The sequence below is a fragment of the Candidatus Alistipes pullistercoris genome (assembly GCF_027665465.1).
Lineage (GTDB): Bacteria > Bacteroidota > Bacteroidia > Bacteroidales > Rikenellaceae > Alistipes_A > Alistipes_A hominis.
In genome coordinates, this window is the sequence record NZ_JAQDED010000006.1 from 111,352 (window position 1) to 135,933 (window position 24,582).

The 24,582-nt window shown below is 57.8% G+C and carries 17 protein-coding genes; 10 read left to right on the plus strand and 7 right to left on the minus strand.

The features are described 5' to 3' along the window. Nucleotides 1-3: 3 nt before the first annotated feature. From PGR91_RS09850 to PGR91_RS09865, 4 genes are all read left to right on the plus strand, one after another. Nucleotides 4-1,626, plus strand: a complete 1,623-nt coding sequence (locus tag PGR91_RS09850; RefSeq protein ID WP_118656719.1) for a glucoamylase family protein — start codon at nucleotides 4-6, stop codon at nucleotides 1,624-1,626. A 5-nt stretch (nucleotides 1,627-1,631) separates the two neighbouring features. After that, complete coding sequence (locus tag PGR91_RS09855; RefSeq protein WP_228385815.1) at nucleotides 1,632-3,911, plus strand: glycoside hydrolase family 3 N-terminal domain-containing protein; 2,280 nt, start codon at nucleotides 1,632-1,634, stop codon at nucleotides 3,909-3,911. Nucleotides 3,912-3,944: 33 nt separating this feature from the next. Further along, nucleotides 3,945-5,588, plus strand: a complete 1,644-nt coding sequence (locus PGR91_RS09860; RefSeq protein WP_182424246.1) for a hypothetical protein — start codon at nucleotides 3,945-3,947, stop codon at nucleotides 5,586-5,588. Between the two features lie 82 nt (nucleotides 5,589-5,670). Beyond that, a complete protein-coding gene (locus tag PGR91_RS09865) occupies nucleotides 5,671-7,041 on the plus strand; it encodes a glucoamylase family protein (protein WP_216645976.1) in 1,371 nt (456 codons plus the stop codon). A 91-nt stretch (nucleotides 7,042-7,132) separates the two neighbouring features. Here PGR91_RS09865 and PGR91_RS09870 read toward each other — a convergent pair whose 3' ends face one another. Then, on the minus strand, nucleotides 7,133-8,017 hold the full coding sequence (locus PGR91_RS09870) for a helix-turn-helix domain-containing protein (protein ID WP_101572120.1): 885 nt from the start codon (nucleotides 8,015-8,017) through the stop codon (nucleotides 7,133-7,135). A 378-nt stretch (nucleotides 8,018-8,395) separates the two neighbouring features. Here PGR91_RS09870 and PGR91_RS09875 point away from each other — a divergent pair, with 378 nt between their 5' ends. Continuing rightward, nucleotides 8,396-9,241 (plus strand): phospholipase A, encoded by an 846-nt coding sequence (locus PGR91_RS09875; RefSeq protein ID WP_055205795.1) that lies wholly within the window; start codon nucleotides 8,396-8,398, stop codon nucleotides 9,239-9,241. Between the two features lie 48 nt (nucleotides 9,242-9,289). Here the strand turns inward: PGR91_RS09875 and PGR91_RS09880 are convergent, their stop codons facing one another. From PGR91_RS09880 to PGR91_RS09900, 5 genes are all read right to left on the minus strand, one after another. Continuing rightward, nucleotides 9,290-9,775, minus strand: coding sequence for a copper resistance protein NlpE N-terminal domain-containing protein (locus tag PGR91_RS09880; protein WP_101572116.1), 486 nt, complete (start codon nucleotides 9,773-9,775; stop codon nucleotides 9,290-9,292). A gap of 17 nt (nucleotides 9,776-9,792) precedes the next feature. Further along, nucleotides 9,793-11,520 (minus strand): hypothetical protein, encoded by a 1,728-nt coding sequence (locus PGR91_RS09885; protein WP_055205693.1) that lies wholly within the window; start codon nucleotides 11,518-11,520, stop codon nucleotides 9,793-9,795. 28 nt (nucleotides 11,521-11,548) lie between these two features. Then, a complete protein-coding gene (cdaA, locus tag PGR91_RS09890; protein WP_055205792.1) occupies nucleotides 11,549-12,337 on the minus strand; it encodes a diadenylate cyclase CdaA in 789 nt (262 codons plus the stop codon). 88 nt (nucleotides 12,338-12,425) lie between these two features. Next, nucleotides 12,426-15,470 (minus strand): protein translocase subunit SecDF, encoded by a 3,045-nt coding sequence (secDF, locus tag PGR91_RS09895; protein WP_118656713.1) that lies wholly within the window; start codon nucleotides 15,468-15,470, stop codon nucleotides 12,426-12,428. Between the two features lie 276 nt (nucleotides 15,471-15,746). Next, nucleotides 15,747-16,001, minus strand: coding sequence for a hypothetical protein (locus tag PGR91_RS09900; protein WP_055205691.1), 255 nt, complete (start codon nucleotides 15,999-16,001; stop codon nucleotides 15,747-15,749). A 402-nt stretch (nucleotides 16,002-16,403) separates the two neighbouring features. Between PGR91_RS09900 and PGR91_RS09905 the strand changes: the two genes are divergently transcribed. The 5 genes from PGR91_RS09905 to PGR91_RS09925 all read left to right on the plus strand — a co-directional run bounded on the left by PGR91_RS09905 (nucleotide 16,404) and on the right by PGR91_RS09925 (nucleotide 24,294). Continuing rightward, nucleotides 16,404-18,716, plus strand: a complete 2,313-nt coding sequence (locus tag PGR91_RS09905; RefSeq protein ID WP_182424245.1) for a glycosyl hydrolase family 28-related protein — start codon at nucleotides 16,404-16,406, stop codon at nucleotides 18,714-18,716. A gap of 112 nt (nucleotides 18,717-18,828) precedes the next feature. Then, a complete protein-coding gene (locus PGR91_RS09910) occupies nucleotides 18,829-20,214 on the plus strand; it encodes a cytochrome-c peroxidase (RefSeq protein WP_118656709.1) in 1,386 nt (461 codons plus the stop codon). A 135-nt stretch (nucleotides 20,215-20,349) separates the two neighbouring features. Then, a complete protein-coding gene (locus PGR91_RS09915; RefSeq protein ID WP_118456941.1) occupies nucleotides 20,350-21,345 on the plus strand; it encodes a cation diffusion facilitator family transporter in 996 nt (331 codons plus the stop codon). A 153-nt stretch (nucleotides 21,346-21,498) separates the two neighbouring features. Further along, nucleotides 21,499-22,656: an MFS transporter gene (locus PGR91_RS09920; RefSeq protein WP_118656832.1), complete on the plus strand. Its 1,158-nt coding sequence runs from the start codon at nucleotides 21,499-21,501 to the stop codon at nucleotides 22,654-22,656. A gap of 108 nt (nucleotides 22,657-22,764) precedes the next feature. Beyond that, nucleotides 22,765-24,294, plus strand: a complete 1,530-nt coding sequence (locus PGR91_RS09925) for a DUF4832 domain-containing protein (protein ID WP_118656707.1) — start codon at nucleotides 22,765-22,767, stop codon at nucleotides 24,292-24,294. Nucleotides 24,295-24,361: 67 nt separating this feature from the next. On the opposite strand, the gene PGR91_RS09930 is transcribed toward PGR91_RS09925, so the two are convergent. Then, nucleotides 24,362-24,568 (minus strand): heavy-metal-associated domain-containing protein, encoded by a 207-nt coding sequence (locus PGR91_RS09930; RefSeq protein WP_055205686.1) that lies wholly within the window; start codon nucleotides 24,566-24,568, stop codon nucleotides 24,362-24,364. Nucleotides 24,569-24,582: the final 14 nt, after the last annotated feature.

The following is a 24,582-nucleotide window of genomic DNA, read 5'->3' on the forward strand; positions in this document are numbered from 1 at the left end:
TCGATGAAAAAAACGGGACTCCTGCTGTCGTTGCTGACGCTGCTGTGGTACTGCGGCGCGGCGCAGACTCCGGTGCAGACCGACCTGCGCAGTTTCCTTCCGGCCGTCGGCCGGATCGAGGCCGCGGGGTACGACTCGCACGTGGAACTGCGCTGGCCGGCGGTATCCGGCGCGGAAAGCTACGCGGTATACCTGCTGCGCGACGGCAAAAAGTCGCTGCGCGGAGAGACCCCGAACCTCTATTACCTCGACTTCGTCGCCGGACTCGGCCGCAACGCAGTCTATACGTACCGTGTGGCGGCGCTCGGCGCCGACGGAAAACAGCTTTCGGAAACCCCGCAGATTTCAGCCGCGATCTCGGACTTTTCGGACGAACAGCTCCAACAAATGGTGCAGCGTTACACGTTCCGCTATTTCTGGGATTTCGCCGATCCGCTGACCGGCCTCGCCTACGAACGTTCGAACGACAAACGGGCGGACTGCATCACCACCGGCGGCTCCGGTTTCGGCGTCATGGGGATCGTAGCGGGCGTACGCAACGGGTTCGTAACACGTCCGGAGGCAGTCGCACGGCTTACGAAAATCGTCGGGGCGCTCGAAAAACTGCCGCGTTTCCACGGCGCATGGGCGCACTGGTATAACACACGCACCGGACAGCCGTACCATTTCAGCGAAAAGGACAACGGCGGCGACCTGGTCGAAACGGCGTTTCTCGTACAGGGATTGCTGGCCGCACAAGGCTATTTCGACGGCAACGACGCCGCAGAGAAAGCGTTGCGCGACCGGATCGAACAACTGTGGCGCGAGGTGGAATGGAGCCATTATACGCAGGGACAGAACGCCCTGTACTGGCATTGGTCGCCGGACTACGGCTTCGCAATGAACCATCCGATCAAAGGGTACGACGAAACGTTCGTCACCTACATCCTTGCAGCCGCATCGCCGACCTTTCCGATCGACAAGAAGGTCTACGACGACTGCTGGGTCAACCGCAAGGAGGGCGAGTTCTTCTGCGCGACCGATTTCTACGGCATCATGCTGCCGCTCGGCAAACGGGCGCAGATGGGCGGGCCGCTGTTCTGGGTGCACTACTCGTACACGGGACTCGACCCGCGCGGGCTGGCCGACCGGTTTGCAAACTACTGGGAACAGAACCGCCGCTATACGCTGGTCGACCGCGCCTACTGCATCGACAACCCGTACCGTTGGGTGGGATACGGCCCCGATTTCTGGGGCCTGACCGCATGCGACGCGCTGCCGGAAGGCTACCGGGCGCACACGCCCGGCGTCGGCGAGGACTTCGGGACGATCGCACCTACCGCCGCCTTGTCGTCGATGCCGTACACGCCCGAAGAGTCGATGGCCGTCCTCAAAAACCTCTACCGCAACCTCGGGTCCGTCGCGTTCGGAATCATGGGATTCTACGACGCGGTGAATCTGAGCCTCGGCGAACCCCGTTCGACGGAAAGCTACATCGCCATCGACCAGGGTCCGATCCTGGTGATGATCGAAAACCACCGCAACGCGACCGTTTGGAACGCCTTTATGAAAAAGAACGACATCCGGCGCGGACTCGACCGGCTCGGCTTTACGATCAACCACAAAACCATCGAATACACAAAATGAAACTTATGACCAACCTGAAAAACATCCTGTTTACCGCCTGCGCGGCGCTGCTGACGCAGGGCTGTCACATGACTGCCGATCGCGGCATATCGACCGACGGAGCGCGGCATTTCTTCGCCGACCGGCAGATCGACCGCCGGGTCGATTCGGTGATGCGCCTGATGACGCTCGACGAGAAGATCGGTCAGCTCGTACTCTATTCGAGCCATTTCACCACGACCGGCCCGACACTGCCCAAGAACGTCGAAGAGGCGATCCGCAACGGCACCTGCGGCAATATTTTCAACGCGCACGTTCCCGAATACAACCGGGAACTGCAACGGGTTGCCGTCGAGGAAACGCGGATGCACATTCCGCTGCTGTTCGGCTACGACGTGATCCACGGCATGAAAACGATCTTCCCGATCAACCTCGGCATGTCGTGCTCGTGGGATCTGCAAGGTATCGAAAACTCGGCCCGCGTAGCGGCGCGCGAGGCGATCGCATCGGGGCTGAACTGGACGTTCTCGCCGATGGTGGACATCACCCGCGATCCGCGCTGGGGACGCGTTTCGGAAGGGTCGGGCGAAGACACCTACCTCGGATCGTTGATCGCGATCGCGATGGTACAGGGCTACCAGGGAACGACTCCCGAGGCGCTCGCCTCCGACACGACGATCCTGGCCTGCGTAAAACATTTCGCCGCCTACGGAGCTCCGGAAGCGGGGCGCGATTACAATACGGTGGATCTCACCGACCGCACGCTGCGCGAAACCTACCTGCCTCCGTATAAGGCGGCCGTAGACGCAGGCGTAGGAACGGTGATGGCCGCATTCAACGATATCGACGCCGTGCCGGCCCACGCCAGCCAATACCTGATGCAGCAGATCCTGCGCAAAGAGTGGGGATTCAACGGTTTCGTGGTGTCGGACTTCACCGGGATCAACGAACTGGTTCCGCACGGCGTAGCGGCCGACAGCTCGCTGGCCGGCCAACTGGCGATCGAGGCCGGGATCAACATGGATCTGCAGGGCGACGTTTACCACCGTTTCCTGAAATGGCTCGTCGAAACGGGCATGGTTCCGCAGAAACAGGTCGACATCATGTGCGCCGAAGTGCTGCGCGTGAAATTCGCGCTCGGTCTTTTCGACGATCCGTACAAATACCACGACCTGCAAGCAGCCGAAAAAGAATTTTACAAACCGGCAAACCTCGCAGCGGCCCGCGACATGGCCTGCAAGTCGATGGTGCTGCTGAAAAACGACAAGGAAGCGCTGCCGATCGCCGCAGGGAAAAAGATCGCGTTGATCGGACCGTTCGCCGACGCCCGGCTCGACCTGCTCGGATCGTGGTACGGACAGGGACAAGCCGACAAGGTCGTTTCGATTCTTACCGGACTTAAAGAGCGTTTCGGGGCCGACAAGGTGATTTATACGAAAGGTTCCGAACCCGATAAGGACGACCGCAGCGGATTCGCCGCCGCGCTCAACGCCGCCCGTTCGGCCGATAAAGTCGTAATGGCGGTGGGCCATCCGGGCTTCTGGAGCGGCGAGGCGACGAGCCTGACTTCCATTCGGATCCCGGCTATCCAGCAGGAATTGATCCGGGAAGTCGCCCAAAGCGGCAAACCGCTGATCCTCGTCCTGCTGAACGGACGTCCGCTCGACCTGTCGTGGGAAAGCACCGTAGCCGACGCGATCGTCGAAGCGTGGTATCCGGGTACCGAAGGAGGACATGCCGTAGCCGACGTGCTGTCGGGCGACTTCAATCCCTGCGGCAAACTGACGATGACCTTCCCGCGCAACCTCGGTCAGGTGCCGATCCATTACGACGCGAAAAATACCGGCCGGCCGTACACGCCGGGACAGGGCGAACAACACTACGTTTCGCGCTACCTGAACGAACCGACCGCCACGCCGCTGTATCCGTTCGGCTACGGCCTCAGCTACACGACGTTCGAATACTCCGACCTGAAGGTCGCTCCGGAAAAAACCGACATGAAACAACCCGTCGCCGTAACCGTTACGGTCAAGAACACCGGCAAGGTACGCGGCACGGAGGTCGTACAGCTCTACGTGCGCGACCTGGTGGCCAGCGTAACCCGTCCGACACGGCAGTTGAAAGGGTTCGAACGGGTAACGCTGGAGCCGGGCGAAAGCCGCGAAGTCAGCTTCACGATTACGTCCGACGCGGTCGGCTTTTACCGGCAGGACATGAGCTTCGGCTACGAGCCCGGCGACTTCAAAGTATGGGCCGGCGGCAGCTCGGACGCTGCGCTCGAGGGCTCCTTCGAAATCACGAAATAAACAAACAATCCACTCCTATTTAAAATGAATATTATGAAAACATTCAGACTACTTGCGATCTGCGCGCTGGTTCTGGCGGCCGGCTGCGGCAAAGACCCCAAAATAGACAAGGTTTACAATACGGTCTATATCAACTCGGCCGCAAGCTCGTTCCAGGGCAGCTTGACACAAGGTCAGGCGGTCGCACAGGGCACCAAAATCACGCTGGCCTATACCAACGGTCTCGGTAAGAGCGCCCAAGTGCTGCTGCCGGAGGTCAACGGACTGTACTGCGATCCGATCGACGTGCGGCTGGCTTCGCCGACCTCTTCGGACAACGGGAACGGAACCGTCGAGATCCCCGTCTCGGGAACCCCGACTGCATCGGGCAGCATGAACCTGCGGCCGGTGATCCGCGTCGGCGAATACGAAGTGTTCATCTCGATCCCCGCGACCGTAACGCCGGCCATTGCGCTCGACGCCGCGGCAAGCGTCGTTACCGGCACGTTCCGCATCGGACAGGCCATCGCCAACGGCAACATCGCGCTGCACTATACGTCGTATGCGAACCAGGAAGTAACCGTTTCGGCAGACGAGGTATCCGGTATTTCAATCGCGGAGTTCACCGCATCGCTACCGGCTGCGCCTTCGGGCGGCACGCTCGACGTCCCGGTAACAGGAACGCCGTCCGACTACGGAACGAAGACCCTGAAAATAACTATGACGCAGGGAGATAACACCTATACGGCGGACATTCCGGTCGAAATCGCGGGCGATATCGCACTCGACGCCGCCGGCAGTACCGTAACCGGCACCCTGTCGAAAGGCGTCGAACTCTCCGACGTCAAAATCGCGCTGCATTACACGGCCGCCGAAGAGCAGCAGGCGACGATCAGCATCGACCTGACCAACGGCATCAGTTGCAGCGCATTCGACGCGACGCTGCCGGCTGCCGAAGACGGAATGGTGGACGTGCCGTTGTCCGGAACTCCGGTTTCGGACGGTGTAACGAACCTCGTGGTCATCGTTAAGATCGGCTCGACGAATTACACCGCGACCATTCCGGTCACCGTTCTGTCCGATGTTCCGGGCATTCCGTTCGAACCGGAGACCTTCACTTACCAGGGACTCGAATACACCACCATCTTCATCGACGTCAACGGTAACGGCTACGTCGATCCGGGCGACGTCTGGCTCGACCGCAACATCGGAGCCGCTTCGGCCGATCCGGGCGCTTACGGCGCCGACGGCATCAACGCCGCTTCGATCGGCCAGATGTTGCAATACGGCAAGCCGTACGGAGCCACCGCATTCGACGCTTCCTACCAGATCGATTACGACGCTATCGGCGAATGGACGGTCTGCCCGGAAGGGTACGCCGTACCGACACTGGATCAGTTCAACGCCGCCATCGCGAAAGTAACCGGAGGAACGATCAGCGGCAACGGGGTTTCGGGCAACGCAGGCATCACGCTGACGCTGATGAACTCCGTGATGAAGCTGCCGATTGGCGGTTGGCTGACCAACGGCGACACGCAGCCGCAGGCTTACGGCGAAGCGGCCGCTTACTGGACGTCGAGCAAGGGCAGCAACACCGCCCCGTGGAAAGTCGATATCAACAACAGTTCGGCGTCGAATACCGGAGCCAACTGGGCCGATGCGGCCTGGCAATTGCCGGTACGCTGCATCAAGAAATAAGCCTTACCGGAAAAATACAGCGAAGAGGGATGGCCCGCAAGGATCGTCTCTCTTCGTTTCAACCGCTAAAAAACACTGAAAAATGAATATTTTGCAAAAAACGGGGGTCGTCCTGTCGCTGCTGCTGGCCGCAGCCTGCTCGAAAGACGATTCGGAAGGATTTATCCCGCCCCCCACTCCGCCCGACATGGACGAAACGCTGCTGAACGATCTCCAGCGCACGCATTTCAACTTCTTCTGGAAACTGACCAACACGGCGAACGGACTGGTTCCCGACCGGGCCAGCGCGACGAACAACGAAGCGATGAGCAGCATCGCCGCCACCGGATTCGGCCTGACGGCCTACATCGTCGGCGTCGAACGCGGCTTCGTCACGCGCGACGAAGCGGCCCAACGGACGGTCGTCACGCTACGGACGTTCAACGATGCGCCGAAAGGCACCGACCCGGTATTTTCGGCCGGATACAAGGGATTCTTCTATCATTTTCTGAACCGGAACACCAGTCTCCGGGAAGGACAGAACGAACTCTCGACGATCGACACCGGACTGCTGATGGCCGGTATCCTGTCCGCCCAGACCTATTACGACCGGGACAATGCCGTAGAAAACGAAATCCGGCGGTTGGCCGACGAACTGTACCGCGCAGTGGACTGGAAATGGGCGATGAACGAGGGCGAACTGATGAGTCTCGGCTGGACTCCCGAATCCGGCTTCCAACCGTACACCTGGCAGGGTTACAACGAAGCCATGATCCTCTACATCCTCGCAATCGGCTCGCCCGAGACCGACAAAAAACTCGACGGCAGCGTATGGAACCGCTGGACGGCTACCTACAATTACAGCAGTTTCCAGAACTACGAGATGGTGAACTTCTCGCCGCTGTTCGGGCACCAGTATTCGCACATGTGGATCGATTTCGCAGGGATCAAGGACGCCTTCATGCGCTCCAAACCGGGTCTCGATTATTTCGAAAATTCCCGGCGAGCCACGCTGGCCAACCGTAGCTACTGCATCGAAAATCCGAGTAAATACGTCGGATACGGCGCCGATATCTGGGGACTCACCGCCTGCGACGGGCCGGGAGCCGGCACCTACGGCAAATGGGCGTACCACGCCCGCGGAGCTTCGGCCGCCGGCATCGCCGACGACGGCACGATCGCCCCGACGGCAGCCGGCGGATCGTTCCCGTTTACTCCGACGGAATCCTACGCCGCGCTGAAAGCGATGAAAAGCTACAAAAACGGGGCGCTCTACACCGACTACGGCTTTCTCGACTCGTTCAATCCGAGTGAAGATTGGATCGACGGATGGTGGCTCGGCATCGATCAGGGCCCGATCCTGGTCATGCTCGAAAACTACCGCACGCAACTGATCTGGAAACTGATGAAAAAGAACGCCTACATCGTAAACGGATTGAAAGGAGCCGGATTCACCGGCGGATGGTTGAACTGACGGCACGATCTCCCGCCGGGAAACGGTGCCCGTTTCCGTTCTCAAAAAATATCCGGGCCGATGGGCCCGGATATTTTTAACGGCATTCCGCCTACATCCGCCGGTACTGGGTCGGAGAGACTCCGGTATGCTGCTTGAAATATTTGCCGAAAAAAGACTGGTTCGCGAAATTCAGCGCTTCGGACACCTGCAGGATCGTCAAAGTGGTCGATTTCAGCAAGGCCTTGGCTTCGAGAATCACATAATCGTCGATCCACGCGCCGGCCGATTTTCCGGTAAGTCCCTTAACCACGTTTGACAGATGCTTTGGCGTCAGACAAAGTTTGTCGGCATAAAAGGTCACACTACGCTGGGCTTTATAATGATCCCGGACCAGATGAATGAACTGTTCGAACACTTCGTCCCGACGCGTTTTCACCTGCCGTCCGACGGCGGGAGCATGACGGTTCATGATATTGCCCAATTCGTAAAAAAGAGCATGGAACAGGCTCTTGGCGATCTCGCGACGGAAACAGTTGTCTCGCATGTTGACTCTCTGGCGCAAGAAAGAACAGTATTCCAGAACGGAAACCACCTCTTCGGGTTTCAGCGGAATCCGGGGATCTTCTTTGATCCGCAACAGGGTCGGCAGGAACTGCCGGTAAGACAGGATCGCTTCCTGGGCGAACTTGATCGAAACGGCGAACACGCAACACAAAAAATCGTCGCTCCGCTGGTGTTGCTGGACGATCTGGTCGGCCAGGACAATCACCATGTCGTTCGCTCCGAACGTATACTCTTTCAGGTCGATGCTCATCCGCGTAGTTCCCCGGAGGCAAATCGCCATCATTCCCATTTCGAGCCGGCTCGGATAATCGAGCACCGGCAGGTCGCTGGAATTTTCAAAAATGGCGAAATCGTTCTTGATCGATGTGATAAGATCGATTTCGGTCTCCAGTATCGACATATTGACTTTCTTTACACCCTCTTCTTTCATACCGCGCCTTCATTTATATTTTGCAAAATTATAATTATATTCCGTACGCCTGTTCGAAAACGACTTTCAGAACAATTATTCGGCGAAAACGAACTTTTCAAACCGGGCCGTTTATCCACATTTGCAAAATGTTTTATACGCATTTTTTTTACTGACAGGCATATAATGCAGCCGACACGATTACAAACGCCGTATTACCGCATCCGAAGCGGTGTAAAAAAAGGATAATTTCATGCAGGAAAAGACTCCAGACAAACCTATTTCACGGTACCGGCAATTCTCACAATACGGCACCGCCTTTGCCCATATCAGGCGCAACGATCCCGAAAACGCTTCCGGACAGGAATATATCGCCGGCAAATCCGCAACCGAAACGACATGACCAATAAACTCCTGGCGCTGCTGCTGCCCGCCGCGCTGACGATCGCGCAGATCGCCGAAGCCAAGAAACCGCGGCAAATACCCGATTGGTACCCCGACAAAGACAGCCTTTACCGGGCTGTGGAATCGATCCCGCCGTTCGGCATCTACAAAGACAACTACATCGTCACCGGAACCAGTTTTTCGGGAGGCCGCGTCACGAAAGACAATTCGGACGCCAAATTCCAGATCAGCCTGCGGCACCGGCTGATCAAAAGCATCCTCCCGCTGCACACCTACCTGTTTCTGACCTATACGCAAAAATCGTTCTGGGAGATCTACAAGGATTCGAAACCGTTTTACGAAAACAATTATAACCCGACACTCGGTTTCGGGATGCCGATCACCCGGGGCGACAAAGTGGTCGGAGTAGGTTTCCTACAGTTCGAACACGAATCGAACGGGCGCGACAGCATTTGGTCGCGCAGCTGGAACCGAATCACCCTTCAGGCGATTTACGAGATCGATCCGCATTTCACGGTACAGGCCAAATTCTGGATCCCGTTCGCGCTGTCGGACAATCCGCACATCGTCCGCTACGCCGGCTACGGACAGGTCGCCGGAACCTATAAGACCCGTAACGAGCGGTTTCGCTTTTCGATGCTCGTCGTTAAACGGGGCGGCTGGAATCTGAATGCGAACTTCCAGATGGACGCCGCTTTCCGGCTGTCGAAAATCAGTAACCAGTATATCTACCTGCAATACTACAACGGCTACGCCGAGAGCATGATCGATTACGACCGGTTTCACAGCTACCTGCGCATCGGGTTCGCCATCAAACCGAAACATTTTTCGATCTTCTGACCTTTCGATCCCGCGGCGGGGCGGACGCAACGAATCGTCCCGCGAAAATTACTCCGCGGCGGACGAGAGCGCGTCCACCTGCTTCAGCGCATAATTCGGCCCCGGTTTCAGACGCGCCTGGTGCCGGTTCAGCAAAACCAGACTGTCAGGGTAATAGAGGAAGTTAATCTGTTCGAGGGTCGTATCCCCGAAATTAAGCTGGTACACGGTCGCATCGGGATTTTCGGCCGAACCGCGCAACGTTCCCCACCGTCCTATCATCCGGAACTTCTTATCCTTTCCCTTATCAGCCTTCGGATAAATCATCGTCAGATCGTACGAACCGTCGCCGCTGAACTCTTCGTTTTTAAGTTCCAGCTCGTAATTGATCGGAGTGCCGTCGGCCGTAGGCAGCGTGCCTTCGTAATAGCGCACCTGCATTCCCGAATCCGCGGCAATTGTCGCCGTATCCTGCCCGGCGGCGGCCTGCCTACCCGTCTGGCCGCCGCATGCTGCAACCAGTACGGAGATTCCTAAAATCAATCCTGTTTTCATGCTGTCTCTGTTTTAGTTTATTTCTCGAAAGACGGAACGGCCTCGACCGGCGTCTGTCCGTCCAGCACATATTTCCGCGCTCGAATCAACTCTGGCAGCGCCTGCGGATCGGCGGACAATACCTGGCAGACGTTGTCCATAAAATTGTTCGAACTGCGGATATTCTCGGTAAAATCTCCGAGACGCAAGTAATTCAACGTACTGTTGTTGACCGATATGCGGCGACACTTCCGATTGGCGTCGGCTCCCTGCAAACGGATGTTGCAAACGCCCGAAGTCAGCCCCGTAATGTTGACCAGGTCGACGTCCCCGTCGAAGATAAAATCCCCGTTGATCACGAACATGCCGGAAAACAGGAAATTATACCCCACTCCGAACCGGAAGTCGGGATTCAGGTGTCCGACCCCCTGGTCGGAAAACTTGACTGCGAAACCGTCGCTCTGGTTGGCTTCCTGCATCGACACGTTGATCGCATTGCCCCACTCCAGATCATGCACCCGGTATTCGGCCGGCTGGCGGAATGTCACGTAGTAAACGCTGCCGGCAGCCGGTCGGTCGCCGCCTTTCCAGACTATCCGCGAGGCCGCGTCGCAGTCGCCGCCCTCGACCCGTACCACGTCGAAATCTTTGCCCGCAACCCACTCCCGGCCGCCGACGGCCGGTTCGCTGCCGATCCGCACCACTTCGGCATAACGCGGCAGTCCGTACCACTCGGTACGCTGCGCCGGATTCGGATCGTCGACGACCGAGTGGCCGTGCAACGTCAGCCAGTCCCAATCGCGCCCCGGCCGTCTGACCACTTCGGCTTCCGGATACGGATTCAGCCGGTCGCCGAACTTGCCGCGCGGACCGGCGAAGATTCCGCTGGTAAACGAACAGGAACTGTTGTGGATCGACGGAGCCTGCCCGCCTACCCAATCGAAGAACACCCCGTCGCGGAACACGGCCGGATTACCCATACAATAGATCGACTCGAACTGGTACTCGCCTTGTCCGCAATGGTTGCCGTTATCGAGCCGGATCCCGGTGCGGGCGTCCAGTCGATTAACGTCCGATACCCGCACATGACCGCCGGAACCTATGATATCGATCCCTACCTCAAAAAACTTATCGGAAAGGATACCCGAGCCGAGCTGCTCCCCGACGTTAACCCGCGAAACGATCACGTGGTCCAGCAAAAAGTCTGCGCCGCGGCCGGTCGTTTCGATGATTCCGACATTGTTATCGGGATGATAAGCAATGTGGGCGATCTGGATCGCGGCGGTTCCGGCGATCGTCTTCGACGGCGTCTGCCGGTCGAGCGCTACGGTCATCCCGTCGATCACGCACCCTTTATGCCGGATGCGGATCGTCGCGGCGGGAACCCGCTTCAGATCCTCGCGGCAGACAAAGCCGAAATCCCGGCGCGCATCGGTCTGGAAAATACGGGTCGTCCCCGCGCCCTCTCCGCGAAATACCTGTCCGGTCGCCGTAGACTCGATCGTTCCGCGATTCGGCGCCGCCGAACCGGCGAAATAGTAATCTCCGCCCGGAAAAAACAGCGTCGCCCCCTGCGGGGCCCGCTGCATAATGGCTGCAATGCGTTTGGTATTGGACTGCGCCGCGCCGCGGTCGTTTTTGACCAGCGGTTCGACAACATACTGCGGATCGACGCGATCCACATAAATCATCTGTCCCGCAGCGAAACACGGGAAACAAAATGACAAGAGAACACCGGTTCGGAGCGCTCTGAATAAATTGGTCATAGCTATATCGGGTTTTAGTCGGTATGCATTAAACGGAAAGCCCCTTGCGCAACAGCACTTGCAGGTGGGCCGGGGAGATATCTCGGCTGATGTGTCCTTTGCGGGCGATGGAGATCGTTCCGCGCTCTTCGGATACGACGATCACCAGCGCATCGGTTATCTCGGAAGCGCCGAGCGCCGCGCGGTGACGCATCCCGAACTCCATGGGAACCTCGCGCTCGGTGGACGGCAATACGCACCGCGCCGCCGCGATCCGATCGTCGGCGATCACCATCGCCCCGTCGTGCAACGGCGAATTCTTGAAAAAGATATTTTTGATCAGCGAGGCGGAAATCAGCGCATCGATACGCTCTCCCTGCTCGATAAAAGGCAACAGGTTCACTTTACGGGCAATCACGATCAACGCGCCGGTCTTGGTCTTCGCCATATCGGCGCAAGCTCCGACCACCGTATCGATCCATTCCTGCCCGACGACCTTCACTTTCCGTCCGCGCGGACGGAACAACCGGGCCATAAACGACACCCGTCGGTTCGTATACTGCGTGCCGAGCAGGATCAAAAAACGCCGGATCTCCTGCTGGAACACGATAATCAGCGCGATTACCCCCACGCCGATGATCTGCCCGAGTATCATACTGAGCAGTTCCATATTCAACACGCGGGTCACGATCCACAGCAGGTAGATAATCAGGATGCCGACAACGATGCGCAACGCATTCGTCCCCCGTGTCAGCCGATACACCTGAAACATAATCAGCGCCACCACGAAGATATCGATAATATCGACCAGCGTAATATCCAGAAATCCGAAGCCCATAGCAGAAACAAAGGTAATAAAAGAATGACAAAACGGCAACTGTTTTCACAGCCGCCGTTTTATCATGCTCCAAAAGATCTGCGCACGCTTACTTCGCAGCAGGCTCTTTGCGGCGAATCAGGTCGTATGCGATCGGGGTCGCGGTGAATACCGTCGAGTAAGTACTGATCAGCACGCCGAACAGCAGCGCGAAGACGAACCCGCGGATCACTTCGCCGCCAAACAGGAAGATGGCCAGCAACACGACCAACGTCGTACCGGAAGTATTGATCGTGCGGGTCAGCGTCGAGTTGATCGCATTATTGATGTTGTCCTTGATGTTGCGTTTCGGATAGAGCGTCTGGTACTCGCGGATACGGTCGAAAATCACCACCTTGTCGTTGATCGAGTAACCGATGATCGTCAGGATCGCGGCGATGAACGACTGGTCGACTTCGAGGTTGAACGGCAGCAGGCCGTGCAGCAACGAGAACAGACCGATCGTGAACAGGGCGTCCAGGGTCAGCGAAATCACGCTGCCGACACCCCACTGCCAGCGTTTGAACCGGATAATAATATAAAGCGCGATAGCGACCAGACTGAACAGCACGGCGATAACCGAATCGACCTTGATGTCGTGCGCCACGCTCGGCCCCACTTTGTCGGAACTGATGATCCCGTACGGATTCTGCGCCGTCGTCAGGAATTCGGCTTCGGTAAGCTGCGCGGTCATCAGCGGCGAGAGCGCCTTGTACAACATGTCTTCGATTTCGGCGGTCACGTTGTCCCCCTCGTCGTCGTATTTATACTGCGTAACGATACGCATCTGGTTGTCCTGACCGAACTGTTTCACTTCGTAACCGGTGCCCGTGAAGACATCGCCCAGCGCTTCACGCACTTCGTTCGCGGTGACCGGCTGGTCGAAACGCACCACGAAAGCGCGGCCGCCGGAGAAATCCACGCCGTAACTCATCCCGCGCACGCCCAGCGAAACGAGCGTTATCAACAGCATGATACCCGAAATGACATAAGTGATCTTGCGCTTGTCGATAAAGTTGAACTTGGTGTTGGCCAGGAAATTTTCGGTGAATTTGTTCGAGAAGGTAATCTTGCGTTCGCGGTTCAGCATACCCACGAAAATCAACCGGGTGATCAGGATCGCGGTGAACAGCGAAGTGATGATACCGATGATCAGCGTCGTGGCGAATCCCTGCACCGGGCCGGTGCCGAAGATGAACAGCACGATACCGGTAATCAGCGTAGTAACGTTACCGTCGATAATGGCGGACATGGCATTCTTGTACCCCTCGGCCACGGACATGGCGAGCGTCTTGCCCATGCGGAGTTCCTCCTTGATACGCTCGTAAATAATCACGTTGGCGTCCACCGCCATACCCATCGTCAGCACGATACCAGCGATACCGGGCAGCGTCAGCACGGCTCCGAACGAAACCAGCACGCCGAACAGGAAGAACAAATTGCATATCAGCGCGACGCTTGCCACCCAACCGGCTTTGTTATAGTAGAAGATCATATAGATCAGCACGAGCACGAATGCCAGGATAAACGACATCATACCGGCGTTGATCGACTCCTGACCGAGCGACGGGCCGACGACGGTATCCTGCGTAATCCGCGCCGGAGCGGGCAGCTTACCCGACTTCAACACATTGGCCAGGTCGCGCGCTTCGTTGATCGTAAATTGTCCGGAAATCGACGATTGTCCGCCGGAAATCTCCCCGTGAACCACGGGAGCCGAATAAACGTAACCGTCGAGCACGATCGCAATGCACCGATCGACGTTGTCGGCCGTCAGACGGGCCCATGTCCGCGCTCCGGAAGCGTTCATCGTCATCGACACTTCGGCGCTCGATCCGTGCTGCGCATATCCTTCGCGCGCCTCGACGACCGATCCGCCGTCCAACGGGGCTTTGCCGTCGCGCGTATTGGCCTTGATAGCATAGAGCGCGAACGTCGTCTCCTGCGGATCGATGGCTTTGACGCCCCACATCAGCTTGATATCGCGGGGCAGCAGCGCTTTCACCTGCGGAAGACTCATATAACGGTTCACGGCGGCCGTATCGAACGACTTGGCCCATCCGATCACCGGCCCCCTGCCGATCTGTCCCTGCTCGTCGGCCACCGGACGCAGCTTCGCGAACAGCGGGAATTTGGAAATCATCGCCTGTTCGTCGGTTTCCACATGAGAAGCATCGGTGCTATCGAGCTGCGAAATCAGCGTCGAATTGCCCGCTGCGGCGGCGCTGTCGGCATTCGCCAGCATCGTGCTGTCCGCAGCGACGGTAGCGGCGACCAGGCTGTCCGCAGCGGCGGCAACAGTCGACGCGTCGCCGGTTTCCGCAACGATTTCGCCCGCATCCTGCAATTCTTTGATCACGTCATTGGCCTGCACCAGCGCCGGATAGATCTCCTGGTTTTCGTAAGTGGCCCAGAATTCGAGGCTGGCCGTCCCCTGCAACAGTTTGCGGACGCGTTCCGGCTCCTTGACGCCCGGCAGTTCCACCAGGATCCGTCCCGAATTTTCAAGACGCTGGATATTGGGCTGCGTCACGCCGAACTTGTCGATACGGTTGCGAAGCACGTTGAACGAGTTTTCGATCGCGCCTTCGGCCGACGACCGGAGCACTTTGATCACTTCGGCGTTCGTACTGTTCGGGGTGATCTGTTCGCGCAGTTCCGGCGTATTGAAAATATAGCTCAGCCGACCGCCGTTCGAAATCTTTTCGTAGGCTTCGGCAAAAAGCGTGATATAATCCTTCGTACTGTTTTTCTGCTCTTCGCGGGCCTGCACCAGCGCCTGGTTGAAACCGGGATCCTTGCTGTCGTTCGAAAGCGCCCGGATCACATCCTCGATCGAGATCTCCAGCATGACGTTCATACCGCCGCGCAGGTCGAGACCGAGGTTGATCTCTTTCTCCTTGCACTGCTTGTAATTGAACTTTATGAACCCGAGGTTGTAGACAGTCTGCGATTTGATCGAATCCAAATAATTTTGCTCCTTGACCGCGTCTCCGGCAGCGTACTGGGCCGCCTTGTTCTCCACGTGCCGCGTAACAAAAGTAAATGAGAGTTGATACGCACAGGCGACCGCGAGCGCGATAGCCAAAAATTTCAGTGCACCTTTATTCTGCATTTGTTCAAAAGTTTTATATATTTTCGTTTTTACTGACCCGCTGATATTCCCTGCGTTCGGCTATGATAACCGCATTTGGATTGCAAAGCTACATATTTTTTTGCGAAATACAACAAACGGCCGTTTTAAACCGTTAATTTATCCTTTAGTATCTTACGACAGCTGCGCGTCAACGCGATACGGAGCCGCCCGACATGCACGGAAACACGTTTCGCCCCGCTCGCAAAACGGCAGGGAGACCGTTTTCGATCTCCCTGCCGCCCGATTTCCGCCACGTTACTGCTGATCCTTCTGCTCGGCGATAATACGCATCGCGCACTCCAGGATCGAAGCATCGTCTAAAGTCACCACTCCCCCGTCAGGACCTTTCTCGAGATGAATGCCCACCGGGCCGCCTTCCTTGAAATGCGTCCCGCCGAAATAATTCCGCACAACGTTAACGTCTATGTTCAATTCATCCGCAATACGCTGCGAACTGCCGCTGGGCAGTTTGTCCTTGATTCGGCGCAGCTCGTTAAATGTAATTACCATAATCCTTAAGGTTTAGTTTAAGTTATGCAAGATCTGTCAATAAATTCCATACAACGATCAATCCAGTTTTAAAGGTATAAAAAATAAAATTCAATTCAAAAGGAATCCCTCCGTTTTTTTCCGATTCACCGCATAACGAATCAACAAACAACATATTAATGTTTTTTTACGCTTTCCGGAACGGTTGTCCCGGCCCCTGTCCGGATTTGCAAAAAACGTTTACGTCTCCCCTTTTTCCGAATTCGTACGGGAAATTTTTCGAAAAACAAAAATTTTCCATAATTTTAGTCCGGAATGATACGTCCGTCCGCACGATCCGGCAGGCGCCGGCAACGCGGCGGGACGAAATCCTTCCCGTTTCCGCCGGACAACCGTTTTCGATATGAACCCAAAACCGACCGTATGCCCAAAAAAATCTCCCCTTTTCGCAGCCTGCTGCTTTGCGCCGCCTTGTCGCTGACCGGACAGGCCCCGGCCCAGCCGGGCCCGACTCCCGGGCTGACTTTCGAACAACCCGGCTCTGCCGAACGGTTTACCGCCGTAAACGGCAGCGTGGCGACCCGAGACGGAGCGTTGGAATACACGTTCCGCAAAGGTTCTTCGCTCAGCTCGCCGCCGCTGGCGGGCAGCCGGCACCTGCTCTACAATCCGACGCTCGAAAAACGCAACACGGTACTCCTGCTGATGGAGAACCGGAGTTCCGCGACCCGGCTGCGACTCCGTTTCATCACCGACCGGGACAGCACCTATGACGAAGCGAAATCCAAGATTTTCGAAATCGAACCGAATTCGCCGAAAAAAACCTGCTACCTCAACCTGTCGGACAACCCGCACGCCAAAGGCCGCCTGAAGGGTTTCCGGATCGAACCGCTCGGCGGCAAGGGCATGCTCCGAATCGACCGGATCACGTTCGAGCAGGAGGCCGCGCTCGAACCGCAGGCCGGCCGGATCGACGGCTGCACCGCCACGCCGCATGAGATCGCGGTCACCGGCAGCATCGACCCGAAATACCGCAATCGATACTCCCGAATCGCGATTTACGAAACTTCGATGCTACAACCCGAAGACGATATCGACCGGATGACCGAATTGTACGAAGGCGAACTGACTCCGGAATTCCGCATCGCAGGCATCCCGATGCGCAATGGCGACATGACGCGGCTGAGCAGCCAGTTCCTGGCGGTCGTCAAAGACGACAAAGGCAATTTTCTAAAGATCGGGCCGCGCTTCTACATCGACAACTGGAACGATTTCGAAGAGAATCCCTACGCTTTCGCATTGCCTTCGCTCACGGTTCACGCTACCGACTACGGAGCCAAGGGAGACGGATTCACCGACGATACCGACGCCATCCAGGCGGCGATCGACGACGCTGCCGCGAAGGGGGGCGGACGGGTCGTGCTCGACGGCGACGGCTCGTTTTACGGCAAACGCTATGTCGCGACCAACATCCTGCTGAAAAGCAACATCGAACTGCACATCGCCGAAGGCGCGATCCTTTGGCAGTCGCAGGACGCGCGCGATTACAAGTATAAACCGGCCTACGGGCACGAAGGGTCGATCCCCGGCATCAACTGGACGCACAACATGCACGTTTCGAACCTGCCGCTGCTCCAGGGCAAAAGCATCGAAAACATCAAGATCACCGGCCCCGGCAAGATCCGTTCGATGGATCCCGAATGCCAGGACGAGCGCTACGCCGAGGAAGATTACCAGCGTTACTGCGCCGACCGCATCCACGTCATTCCGATCGGGCTGTGGAACGTGCGCAACATCGAAGTGTCGAACCTCGACATCGTCCGTTCGAACAACTACCACACAGCGTTTTACGCCTGCGAGAACGTCTTCATCGGCAATCTGAAGATGCACGAGGTTCAGTGCGTCAGCGGCGACGGCCTGGGACTCGGCGTCGGAACGCACAACGTCAAGATCGTCCGCGCGTTCCTCGAATCGAACGACGACGGCGTGGTGCTGTGGACCGCTTACGACGACCCGCGCGGCATCCTGTGGTGGTGGGCGCGGCCGGACGCCGACAATTCGATCCGCAACGTAACCGCCTGCCACAGCTACATCAATTCGGGCGGCGGCAAGGCGATCGCCTTCATCCCGTGGGGAACCGACAACCCGGACTGGGGCGGCACCGAAATCGACAGCATCACGGTCTACGATTGCGTCCTCAAAGGGGGATATGCGGTCGGCACCTGGCCCGACAATCCCTATTTCGGCAAACAACCGTTCGACAACACCGAGCAGGACGACTACTCGCCGATCAAAAACGTCCGCATCTACCGCAACAGCTACCTCAGTCCTTGCGACTTGCTCTGCATCCGGCCGACCAATTTCATCTCCGACTGCGGCATCCGCAGCAGCGGCACGTTCCAGAACGGAAACTTCGAACACGGCCGCGCCTACTGGACGATGCGGGGCGACGCGGGCGTCCGGGACGGCTGCGGCTACGCCGACGGAGGACGTCTGTACGAAGGGCTTTATCTGACCCGCGGCAGGCACACCTTCACGGCGGAAGTACAGGGCGACGGATCGCTTTACGCCGACAGACTAAGCCTGTTCGAAGAGAGCGTGCCGATCGCACGAGCGGATTTCAGTTCCGAAACATGGACGCAACGGACGTTGACGGTCGATATTCCCGAAGACGGCACTTACGCCCTGGGGATCGACGGAAACGGTGCGCGGATCCGAAAAGCCGCCGTCGACTGATCTTTCCGAAGGAAATGATTTTTTTGTTGGAAATTTCAGACAACCTGCTTATCTTTACCCCCATAAGTCCGTATTTGCAGACCGGATTTACGGCAATAAACCCGAACAAAAAATGAAAAAAAGCGTAAAAGTCATTCTGGCGCTGGCGGTAATCGCTATCGCGCTGACGATCACCTATCATGCGGTGAACCGGATTCCGGCTCCCGAACTGACGGCCGAAATGCGGGTAAAAGCGATCTTCGACGACGGCGGCTGTCTGGACTGCCACAGCGCGACACCGAACCTGCCCTTCTATGCCAGCCTGCCGGTCGCAGGCGATATCGTCAAGAAAGACGTATCCGAGGCGCTCAAACACACCGACCTGACGGAAGCGTACCGGGCGCTTTCGGACGGCAGGCCGGTCGGCGAAGTCACCCTGTCGAAAATCGAAAAATCGGTTGCCGACGGCTCGATGCCGATGGCCAAATACTACCTCGTGCACTGGGGATCGTCGCTTACCGACGCCAAAAAGGAGATCCTGCTCGATTGGGTGAAAAAACACCGGGCGGAACACTATCCGAATAACCTGTCGGCGACCGTTTTCGCCAACGAACCCATCCAACCGATCGCCGATTCGATCCCGGTGGACATCCGCAAAGTCGCACTCGGCGAAATGCTGTACAACGATCCGCGGCTGTCGTCGGACAACACGGTTTCGTGCGCGTCGTGCCATAACCTGCAAACCGGCGGCGTCGACAACAAAGCGTACTCGGAAGGAGTGGGCAAGCAACTCGGCGGCGTCAACGCCCCGACCGTGTTCAATGCCGTCTACAACTTCGTGCAGTTCTGGGACGGCCGGGCGGCGGATCTTGCCGAACAGGCCGGCGGCCCGCCGTTGAACCCGGTCGAAATGGCCAGCGCGTCGTGGGACGAAATCATCGGGAAATTGAAAGCGGACAAAATCTTTACGAACGCTTTCACCGCCGTTTACCCGGAAGGCTACTCGGGCGAAACCATCACGGACGCCATCGCCGAATACGAAAAAACGCTGCTCACGCCCGATTCGCGGTTCGACCTCTACCTGAAAGGCGATTCGACGGCGTTGAGCGCGGAGGAGCTTCACGGATACGAACTTTTCAAAGAGAACCGCTGCGCGACCTGTCACGTCGGCCCGACGCTCGGCGGACAGTCCTACGAACTGATGGGACTCTACGGCGACTACTTCGCCGACCGCGGAACGGAAATGACCGAAGAAGACAACGGCCGCCACAAGCAAACCAAAACGGACTACGACCTGCACCGATTCAAAGTTCCCGGACTGCGGAACGTAGCGTTGACGGCTCCCTACTATCACGATGGGACGCGCCAGACGCTGGACGAGGCGGTCAGCGACATGGCGAAATACCAGGTCGGGAAAACGCTGCCCGAAAGCGACGTGAACGACCTGACCGCATTCCTCGAAACCCTGACCGGAAAGCTCAACGGGCTGCCGCTCACGGACGGCAACGCCCTGAACTGATTCTTCGACGGAGAAATACCTTGAAAAATTCCGCCGGCAGCGGAATTTTTCATTTCCCGGAATACGGAACGCGCCACACGACCGTCGTTCGACCCGGCAAAACACACTCCGCACCAAACAAAAAAACGACGAAACATGAAAAGCAGAACCGAAAGCGAAATCAAACAACGGGTACAACGGCGGATCATCGCCTGTTCGGTACTGCTGATGGGCGGCAAATTTCTGGCGTTCGCCCTGACCAATTCGGTGGGTATCCTGACCGACGCGATGGAAAGCATCGTCAACGTAATCGCCGGATTTATCAGTCTGTACAGCCTGTACCGGGCCGCCAAACCGAAAGACGAAAACCACCCGTTCGGACACGGGAAAATCGAACTGATCTCGGCATCGGTCGAAGGACTGCTGATCGCCGTGGCGGGCGGGATCATCATTTTCGAAGGCGTCAGGCGGCTTTTCGAACCGGCCGCGATCGAAAAACTGGATATCGGTATCGTATTGGTAGCCGCGGCCGGAGCGGTCAACTACCTGCTCGGCCGGTACAGCATCCGCACGGGCCGCCGATACGATTCGATCGCGCTGGTGGCCGGGGGCCGGCACTTGCAATCGGACACCTATTCGTCGATCGGCCTGGTCGCAGGCCTGTTGCTGCTGTACGTAACCCGCATCGGCTGGATCGACAGCGCGCTGGCGCTGATCTTCGGCGGCATTATCGTCTGGACGGGCTTTTCGATCCTGCGTAAAACCGTGGCCAATCTGACCGACGAAGCCGACCGCGAATACCTCGAAAAAATGCGGACGACCATCGCGGAAAACCCGCACCCGGACTGGATCGACATCCATAACTTGAAAATGATCCAATACGGCAGTTACTTCTACATCGACTGCGACCTGACGCTGCCGTGGTATTACAACATCCGTCAGGGACACGCGGCCTGCACCGAACTGCGGGAAACCATCCAAAAAGGATTCTCCGACCGGGTGCTGCTGTCGATTCACACCGATTCGTGCGACGAAAAACACTGTAGCCACTGCGCCGTCGGCGACTGCCCGTACCGCCGCGAACGGTTTGCGGCTCCATTGATCTACACGCTGCGGGAACTGACCGAAACGGACGAAGACCGCGACGAGTAACCGTTTCGGCTCCCCCACCTCTCCGCAACGACGCCGGCCGTCGCTCACAAAACCGGTCCGGAAACATCCCCGCAAAACTCTTTTTCGAAAACGACAGCCGTTTTCAAAAATTCCGTACATTTGCCGCGGAAATTTCGAGGGAAAATTTTTACGATGGGAACATTGTCACTGAGCGCTACGAAATACTACCGGATCTCGGTCAGCGCTTTTTTCTTTATTCAGGGCCTGGTATTTTCGAGCTGGGCCAGCCGCATCCCCGACATCAAAGACGCCCTGCACCTGAACGAAGCGGTGCTCGGATCGGTGCTGTTCGCACTACCGGTCGGACAACTCTCCGCAATGGCGCTGTCGGGCTACCTGGTCAGCCGCTACGGCAGCAAGCTGGTACTGACCGTAGCAGCGTTGCTCTACCCGGCCGCGCTGGTCGGACTCGGAGCGGCCTCGTCGATTGGACAGCTCACGCTGGGACTCTTCCTGTTCGGCATCACGGCCAACCTGTGCAACATCGCCGTCAACACGCAGGGAGTCGGCGTCGAACGGCTCTACAACCGCAGTATCATGGCGTCGTTCCACGGCTTGTGGTCGCTGGCCGGATTCTGCGGAGGGCTGGTCAGCACGCTGATGGTTGGTTACGACATTCCGCCGCTGATGCATTTCTGCATCATTTATGCGGTTACATTCGCGGTGCTCGTCACGATGCGCGGCTCGATGCTGCCGCGCGACGCCAAGCCGGTCGACGAAAAAAAAACGAAAAAGGTTTTCGTCCGTCCCGACCGTTACATCCTGCTGCTCGGACTGATCGCTTTCGGCAGCATGGCCTGCGAGGGAACCATGTTCGACTGGAGCGGCGTCTATTTCGAAACGGTCATCCGACCTCCGAAAGAGCTGATCCGGCTCGGCTACATCGCCTTCATGTGCACGATGGCCTGCGGCCGGTTCACCGCCGACCGGCTCGTAACGCGGTTCGGGGCGATCCGGGTGATCCGCGCCAGCGGCATCGTCATCGCGACCGGGTTGCTGCTGTCGGTGCTGTTCCCGCACCTGACTACCGCCACGCTGGGATTTTTGCTGGTCGGATTCGGGACGTCGTCGGTCGTGCCGTTGTGTTACAGCTTGGCCGGGCGGTCGAAAACGATGCTGCCGGGGGTGGCGCTGGCGACCGTCTCGACGATCGGATTTTTCGGGTTTCTGCTCGGCCCGCCGGTAATCGGCTTCATCGCCCACGCGTTGAATCTGCGTTGGTCGTTCGCGCTGATCGCCCTGATTGGCCTCACGACGACCGTCGCCGCCCCGATGCTGCGACAGAAATAGTTCCGGGCTTCCGCTCCGCCGGAACAGGCGGCCGAAATCCCCTTCCGAGAAGTATCGCATACGATTTTTTTCGCTATATTTGAACGAAACGTATCAAACGATACCGATATGAAAAAAATCAACCGACGCACTTTTTTGCAGCAGGCGGGACTCGTAACCGCCGCCCTCGCCGCGGGAATGTACGATCAGGTCGCAGCGCGGCCGTCGAGCGGCACGGCCGCCGGAAGCCTACCCTCAGCGGCAACCGACGACATCACTTCCGAAAACGGCCGGTTCACCGCCGCGCTTCGGGATCACGGCCGGGCGCTGACCAACCCGGGCATGGGCTGGACGATGCATTTTTACTCGAACATCCTCTCCAACTACGGATCGCAGCTCGAACCGTCCGATACGCTGGACGATTTTCCGGGGCTGAGCACCGTCTACCTGCGGGTTCCGTGGGCCTTTCTCGAACCCGAGGAAGGCAAATTCGTCTGGGAACTGCTCGACACCCCGGCGCAGCGCTGGATCGACAAAGGCAAATACGTCGCCTTCCGCGTCAGCGCGACCGAAAGCTGGCTGTACCACGCCACGCCGAAATGGGTATTCGACGCCGGAGCGACGGGATACGACGTCGAAGGTCATTACCTCGAACCCGACTACGAAGACCCGGTATTCATAGAGAAGGTGGAAAACTTTTTGCGGGCGATGGCCGAACGCTACGACCGCAACCCGCACGTCGCCTTCGTGGACGTCGGACACTTCGGGATGTGGGGCGAGGGCCATACGGTCATGAGCACGCCGAAGCACGGCCGTTCATGGGGCCTGGAAACCCAGAAAAAACACATCGACCTGTACTGCAAGCATTTCAAAAACACCCAACTTTGCATCTCGGACGACTTTGCCGGGCACGACGCGCCGGGCAGCCGTTTCCCGATCACCGACTACGCCTTCTCGCGCGGCGTGACCATCCGCGACGACAGCATCCTGGTGCAACCGCCGCCTCATTCGTGGTACCACAGCGAAATGGCTCAGCTCTTCTGGCCGACGCTGCCGGTAATCCTCGAACACGAACACTACGGCGGATCGAAAGAGCGCGGCAGTTGGGACAAAAATCTGCTGGTCAAGTCCGTCGAGGATTACCACGCCTCGTTCATGTCGATTCACTGGTGGCCGCGCATCCTGCTCGAAGAGAACCGCGACGCGATCGACCGGATCAACCGCCGGATAGGTTACCGCCTGCAGGTATCCGGAATATCGTGGCCCGAAAGCGTAAAAATGGGCGAACCGTTGGAAATCCGTTCCGCATGGAGCAATGCGGGCGTAGCCCCCTGCTACCGCGGCGGCCACCCGTGTTTCACGTTGAAAGACGACAAAGGGGGAATCGTATCGGCGCTGGTGGTCGACGATTTCGACCTGCGCTCGCTTCCGGTTTGCGAAGCGGGAAAAACCGAAGAACGGCAAATCGTTTCGACGTTCCGGATCGCTCCGCGCTATGCCGACAAAGCGGGCACTTTTTTCCGCGCGTGCAAACCGGGCGTTTACGACCTGTACGTCTCGGCCGGTATGCGCGACGGCACCCCGGTCTACGAACTGCCCTACGACGGCAATGACGGACGGCGACGCTATAAACTGGGACGGATTACGGTTAGCGAATAAACCGACGGACACGACGAAGGGGTTCCGCTTTTCAAAGCGGAACCCCTTCGTCGTGTCATAGATGCTTTTACAGAACTTCGGCCTTGTATCCGGCCTGCTCCACCGTCCGGACGATCTCCCCGTCGGACAGGTCGGACGTTACGGTCAATATTCTCTCGGGCGTGCTCAAATCGATCGACCAGCTTTCGGCCGGCACGATCTTGTTCAGCGCCTCCCCGATGCGGGCGACGCATCCGCCGCACTTGGCGTTAGTTTTGAATCTTGCTGTTTTCATATCTTCTTCATTCT